The following is a 6,597-nucleotide window of genomic DNA, read 5'->3' on the forward strand; positions in this document are numbered from 1 at the left end:
GTTGGGCATCCCCCGAAGTTCACCTCGGGTCGATGCAGACGGCGTCCTGCCGCTGGAGAGTGCCCGCTCGATCGCCGGGCCACCTGTTCTTCCGTTTCGACGTACCCGCCGTGACAACCGAACCCTCGGCTTGCCCGAACCACCAACTCTGGCCTCAAGCGGTGAACTCACATACGCAACTCGACAGCGGGTGCGGAATGGGGGCCGAGTACCTGACGTTCACCATTTGGGAGCGGGCAACACCAGACGGAGGCGATGCATGAAGATTGGGATCATCGGAGCAGGCCAGATCGGCGGCACGCTGGCGCGTCGGCTGCGCGAAGTCGGACACGAGGTGAAGGTCTCGAACTCGCGTTCTCCCGAAACACTCAGTGACCTAGCAAACGAAACCGGTGCGACGGCAGTGTGGGCCAGGGACGCCGCAGCCGACGCCGACCTCGTCGTGGTGAGCATTCCCCAGAAGAACGTTCCCGACCTCGCCGACGGAATCGTCGATGCGCGTAAGCCGGGTGCCCCGGTGATCGAGACCAACAACTACTACCCGCAGCAACGCGACGGTGAGATCGCGGGGATAGAAGACGGTCAGCTCGAGAGTGCGTGGGTCGCGGAGCAGATCGGTGCGCCGGTGTACAAGGTGTTCAACGGAATCTGGTGGAAGCATCTACTGGAAAGCGGAAGGCCAAGCGGCACCCCCGACCGGATCGCACTTCCGATCGCTGGCGAGGACGGGCCCGGCCGTGAACTGATCCACGACATCGTCGACCAACTCGGGTTCGAGCCCGTCGACGCCGGTCCGATTTCCGAATCGTGGCGCCAACAGCCCGGAACGCCGGTGTATGGCAAGGACTTCGACGCGGACAACACCCGCAAGGCGCTCGCCGAGGCGACGCGGGAACGTACGTCCGAATGGACCGCACGCACGGCGTGAGTCGGTCCGCGTAGTTCGGCGGCCGGTGGTCGACCAGCACGTATGCGTGTCGGTTCCGCCACCGGTTCCGAACCATCGACTCCTGACCGAGGCATCGCCCCGCCGCATTCACCGATGAGGATGCGCGAAGATGTCGGCCCGGCCGACTACCATTTCTGCGGCACCCCACCCCGCAATGATGGAGAGAACGAGCAGTGAGTTACACCGCCGCGGACATCACCGAGCTCGACGATGTCCAGCACACACGCCTGCGGCCGGCGGTGAACCTCGGTCTGGACGTGCTCAACACCGCAATGCGCGAGCTGGTGGACAACGCGATCGAAGAGGTCGCCGATCCCCGCCACGGTGGGTCCACCGTGACCATCACCTTGCACACCGATGGATCGGTCAGCGTGGCCGACGACGGCCGCGGCCTACCCGTCGACTCTGACCCGGTGAACGGGAAGAACGGCATCGTCAAGACGCTGGGTACCGCGCGGGCCGGTGGCAAGTTCTCCGCTCACACCGACGCAGTCAGCACGGGCGCCGGCCTGAACGGAATCGGCGCTGCGGCAGCGGTGTTCATCTCCGCACGTACCGACGTGTCGGTGCGCCGGGCTGGGAAGACCTACCTGCAGAGCTTCGGCGGCGGCTACCCCGGGGTGTTCGACGGCAAGGACTTCGACCCGAACGCCCCGTTCACCCGCGCCGACACGGCGAAATTGCGCGGCGCCGGCAACCGCAAGCCCGACGCGCACGGCACGACGGTACGCATCCTGTTCGACCCGGTCGTGGTGCCGGATTCCAGCGTCGACATCGGCGAGGTACTGCTGCGAGCGCACGCCGCGGCGCGGATGTCGCCCGGCGTGCACTTGTTCGTCGTCGACGAGGGCTGGCCCGGCGACGAGGTCCGGCCCGAGCTGGTCGAACCGTTCAGCGGCCCGTGGGGCACCGACACACTCCTCGACCTCATGTGTGCCGCCGCCGACACTCCTGCGCCGGGTGTGCGAGCCGTCGTGGAGGGCCGCGGTGAATACACCACCGGTCGCGGCCCGACGCCGTTCCGTTGGTCGTTGACCGCCGGGCCTGCCGAACCGGCGACCGTGGCTGCGTTCTGCAACACCGTGCGCACCCCGGGCGGTGGGTCCCATCTGACGGCCGCAGTGAAGGGGCTCTCGGAGGCATTGGCCGACCGCGCTTCCCGGATCCGCGACCTGGGCCTGGCCAAGGGCGAGGACGGCCCGGAGGCACAGGATTTTGCCGCCGTCACCGCGCTGGCCGTCGATACCCGCGCGCCCGACGTGGCGTGGGACTCGCAGGCCAAGACCGCGGTGTCATCGAGGTCGCTGAACCTGGCGATGGCCCCGGACGTCGCGCGCGGCGTCAACATCTGGGCGGCCAACCCCGGCAACGCCGACACCGTGTCACTGTGGACCAAGCTGGCGCTGGAGGCCGCCCGAGCGCGGCGCAGCGCCGAAGGCGCGAAGGCACGCTCCCGTGCGGCATCGAAAGCCAAGGGCCTTGGCACGAATCTGTCGCTGCCGCCGAAACTGCTGCCCAGCCGGGAGACCGGACGCGGTTCGGGTGCCGAGCTGTTCCTGTGCGAGGGCGATTCAGCGTTGGGCACCATCAAAGCGGCGCGAGACGCCACCTTTCAGGCGGCCTTCCCGCTGAAAGGCAAGCCGCCCAACGTCTACGGATTCACCCTGAACAAGGCGCGGGTCAAGGACGAGTTCAACTCGATCGAACGAATCCTGGGCTGCGGGGTGCGTGACCACTGTGACCCGGAACTGTGCCGTTACGACCGGATCTTGTTCGCCTCCGACGCCGACCCCGACGGCGGCAACATCAACTCAAGCCTGATCTCGATGTTCCTGGACTTCTACCGACCACTCGTCGAAGCCGGGATGGTCTATGTGACGTTGCCGCCGCTGTTCGTGGTCAAAGACGCCGCGCAGCGGATCTACTGCCAGGACGAGTCCGAACGCGACGCCGCCGTGGCCCAGTTGAAGGCCACCTCCAAACGCAAGGTGGAGGTACAGCGCAACAAGGGACTCGGCGAGATGGACGCCGATGACTTCTGGAACACCGTGCTGGATCCGCAGCGGCGCACCGTGATTCGAGTGCATCTCGATGACGGTGAAGCCGAGCTGCACCACACTCTGTTCGGCGGACCGCCAGAGGGCAGGCGCACGTGGATGGCCGATATCGCCGCCCGCGTCGACACCTCTGCTCTCGACCTCAGCTAGGAGAACGACGTGACCGCCATCATCGAGCAGAACCCGGATCTGGTGCTCGACCAGAGTGCCGATGACTATTGGAACCACTACCAGCTGACGTTCGCGCTGTACAGCGTCAGCGACCGCGCCATCCCGTCCGCGTACGACGGGCTGAAGCCGGGGCAGCGACGTCTGCTCTACCAGATGCACGACTCGAGACTGCTGCCCGGAAACAAGCCGCAGAAGTCTTCGAAGGTCTGTTCGGCGGTCACCGGCAACCTGCACCCGCACGGTGGCGCGTCGATGTACGGGGCCGCAGCGCTGATGGCCGCCGAGTTCCAGCGCGTGAAAGTGATTGACGGGCAAGGCGCATTCCCCCGCATCCAAGGTGATATTCCGGCGGCTGATCGCTACACCGAGATGCGGCTGTCTGCGCCCGGTGCGGCGCTGACCGCCGAACTCGACGATCACGCTGTGCCAATGGTGCAAACGTTCGACGGTGAATGGACCGAACCGACGGTGCTGCCGGCCCGCTGGCCGGTTCTGCTCTGCAATGGTGCCGTCGGCATCGCCGAAGGGTGGGCCACCAAGGTGCCGGCCCACAATCCGCGCGAGATCATGGCCGCGTGCCGGGCGCTGCTGGCCAGACCGAACACCACTGACGGCACGTTGGTGAAGCTCATTCCCGGCCCTGACTGGGGATGCGGGGCCACCGTGGTCGGCGCGAGCGGGCTGCGGGAGTACATGACCACCGGCCGGGGCCAGTTCACGGTACGCGGCACGGTGTCCGTCGACGGGAAGAACGTCATCGTCACCGAGCTGCCGCCCGGTGTCGCGAGTAACACGGTGCAAGAAAGGATCCGGGCCCTGGTCGAGTCCGGCGAGATGTCGGGTGTCGCCGATATGTCCGATCTGACCGACCGCCGCAACGGTCTGCGCATCGTGGTCACCGCCAAGCGCGGACACAGTGCCGAGACCATCCGCGAGCAGCTGCTCGCGCTGACCCCGCTGGAATCGACGTTCGCCGCCAGCCTGGTCGCGCTCGACGAGAACCGGGTGCCACGCTGGTGGTCGGTGCGGGACCTGATCGGAGCGTTCCTGCACCTGCGTGACTCGGTGGTGTTGCACCGCAGCGAGTATCGACTGGAGAAGGTCACTGCCCGGCGCCATCTGGTGGCCGGCCTGATGAAGATCCACCTGGACATCGACGCCGCTGTCGCGGTGATCCGTGGGTCCGACACCGTCGATGAGGCGCGGCTGGGGTTGCAGCAGCGGTTTCGGATCGACGAAGAGCAAGCCAACTACGTCCTGGCACTGCAGCTTCGCCGCCTGACGAAACTCGATGTGATCGAGCTGCAGGCCGAGGCCGACAAACTGGACGCCGAGTTCGCTGAGCTCACCGAACTGGTGTCCAACCCCGACGCACGCCGGAAGGTGATCGACCAGGAGCTGGTGGAGACGGCAAAACTGTTCAAGGGCCCCGAGTTCGACCGTCGCACCGTGCTGGACTTCGAGGCCACCCCGGTGTCCTCCAGCGCCGAGGAGGACGGGCCCCGCGAGCGCAAGGTCAACGCCTCTTGGCGTCTCGATGACCGGGGTGTGCTGTCCGACAGCCACGGTGAGCTGCTCACCGCAGGTCTGGGTTGGGCGGTGTGGACCGACGGGCGAATCAAGTTCACCACCGGCAGCGGTCTGCCGTACAAGATTCGCGACATCCCGGTGGCCCCGGACATCACCGGGCTGCTGGCATCGGGGGTGCTCGCTGATGGCTACCACCTGGCGCTGGTGACACGGCGCGGGAAGGTGCTGCGCATCGATCCCGCCGCGGTGAATCCGCAGGGCGCAGCAGGCAACGGCGTGGCCGGCGTGAAGCTAGGCGCGGGTGACCCTACGGACACAGTCATCGCCGCGCTGCCAGTCACCTGCGCGAACGGTGAAGCCATCCTGTCGAGGTCTGAAAAGGGTTGGAAGATCACCGAAGTCGCCGATATCCCGGTGAAGGGCCGCGGCGGCGCCGGCGTCGGATTCCACCCGCTCGTCAACGGCGAGGGTGCGCTACTTTCGGTGTCGATCTCTGCGACCGGGTTCGTACGCAGCGGGAGGTCGGTGCGCGCCGAGAAGCGCGCGAAGGCTTCGGTCAAGGGTTCCGGCGGCGACATAACACCTGCGTCGTAGTGCCCACGAACCCACGCCGGCCGATCAAACGGTGCAGAACCCGGATCTGAACGCGGCCAGCGAGCCTACACCGTTAACAACAGTCACTTTGGTAACATCGCGCGATGCAGGACTCACGGCCGATTTCCCGGCGCGCCGCCATGCGCTATGCCACCGCGGTGTCGGCGCTGGCCGGGTTGGGTGCGGTATCAGCGGCTGCTGGCACACCCACGGCGGCAGCCGCCGCTCCCACGCTGATCGATTACGCCATGCGTCAGATTCCGGCCCAGGACATCCGGGCCGCCGGCCACTCCGGGGTGATCAATTACGTCTCGCTATCGCGTCCCGGCTCGTCCTTTGGCGCCAAGCCGATCACCCGGCCCTACGCCGCGTCGCTAGCCGCCGCCGGGCTGGTGATCGTCAGCAACTACCAATACGGCAAGCCGGGCGGCACCGCACCGTCGGACTTCACGCGCGGGCAGGCTGGCGGCGTCGCCGACGCCCGCACCGCCTGGCAGTTGCATACCGCGGCGGGTGGCGGCCAGAGCGCACCGATCTTCTTCAGCGTCGACGACGACATCGACCGCGAGACGTGGAACAACGTTGCGCTGCCGTGGTTTCGCGGAATCAACTCGGTGATCGGAGCGCAGCGCACCGGCATCTACGCGGGTGTCAATCCGTGCCAGTGGGCCGCGGCCGACGGGGTCATCGGGAGGTCCGGCACGCCCGGTCACGTGTGGGCCTGGCAGACCCGGTCCTGGTCTGGTGGTCAGATCTACCCCGCGGCCGTTCTCTATCAGCGCGTGGTGAGCACCGCGTCGAATCCCGGCCCGGTGGTCGGCGGACTCGAAGTCGACGTCAACGACGTAATGGCCCAGGATTGCGGCCAGTGGAACATGCATCCGTGAGGGATACAGGACAATTGTCATTGTTCACGAATCCTGCTCAACCCTGCGATGGATGGTCGTCTAGCATCGGCGGCTTCGAGAGCCGGTGTCGGGCGCTAGATTCTTTCGAGAGGCCGCCCCACCTGGCCGAACGTCCTGCCTTGTCGATCATGGTCACGGGAACCGCGGCGTGTTACGTCGGACTCACTTAAGTCGCGCATCCGCGTTGTCCGTCCTCGGACTCATGGTCGTTGCATCGTGTCTAGGAAAGATTCAAAAGAGGCCTCGAACGCACGCCGCGGTCCCCTCCGTTCGGCTCGAGCGGTCGCTGATTGATCACGCTGGTTGGCCGTCTCCTACCCGCGCTTTGGCGACGTTGATGATTCTCGCTTGCGGTAGAACAGCTGCTCCCGGTCGAGAACCCCTCGCT

General features: G+C 66.5%; 4 protein-coding genes. All 4 read left to right on the forward strand.

The features are described 5' to 3' along the window. Nucleotides 1-226 precede the first annotated feature (226 nt). The 4 genes from ACRDUX_RS34930 to ACRDUX_RS34945 all read left to right on the forward strand — a co-directional run bounded on the left by ACRDUX_RS34930 (nt 227) and on the right by ACRDUX_RS34945 (nt 6,188). Entirely contained in the window at nt 227-928 is a 702-nt protein-coding gene (locus ACRDUX_RS34930) for an NADPH-dependent F420 reductase (RefSeq protein WP_526421111.1), read from the forward strand. A 194-nt stretch (nt 929-1,122) separates the two neighbouring features. Further along, entirely contained in the window at nt 1,123-3,156 is a 2,034-nt protein-coding gene (locus ACRDUX_RS34935; protein ID WP_526421113.1) for a toprim domain-containing protein, read from the forward strand. Nucleotides 3,157-3,165: 9 nt separating this feature from the next. Then, the gene (locus ACRDUX_RS34940) at nt 3,166-5,301 is read left to right on the forward strand and encodes a DNA gyrase subunit A (RefSeq protein ID WP_526421115.1); all 2,136 of its coding nucleotides are present in this window, start codon (nt 3,166-3,168) and stop codon (nt 5,299-5,301) included. A 104-nt stretch (nt 5,302-5,405) separates the two neighbouring features. Beyond that, nucleotides 5,406-6,188: a glycoside hydrolase domain-containing protein gene (locus tag ACRDUX_RS34945; protein ID WP_526421117.1), complete on the forward strand. Its 783-nt coding sequence runs from the start codon at nt 5,406-5,408 to the stop codon at nt 6,186-6,188. The last annotated feature ends 409 nt before the right edge of the window (nt 6,189-6,597 follow it).

The sequence above is a fragment of the Mycobacterium sp. genome (assembly GCF_050701675.1).
Classification (GTDB): Bacteria; Actinomycetota; Actinomycetes; order Mycobacteriales; family Mycobacteriaceae; genus Mycobacterium.

What these genes read in the sequence shown, in the direction of transcription:
- ACRDUX_RS34945 (WP_526421117.1), top strand. Translation starts at nt 5,406, where the DNA reads ATGCAGGACTCACGGCCGATTTCCCGGCGCGCCGCCATGCGCTATGCC.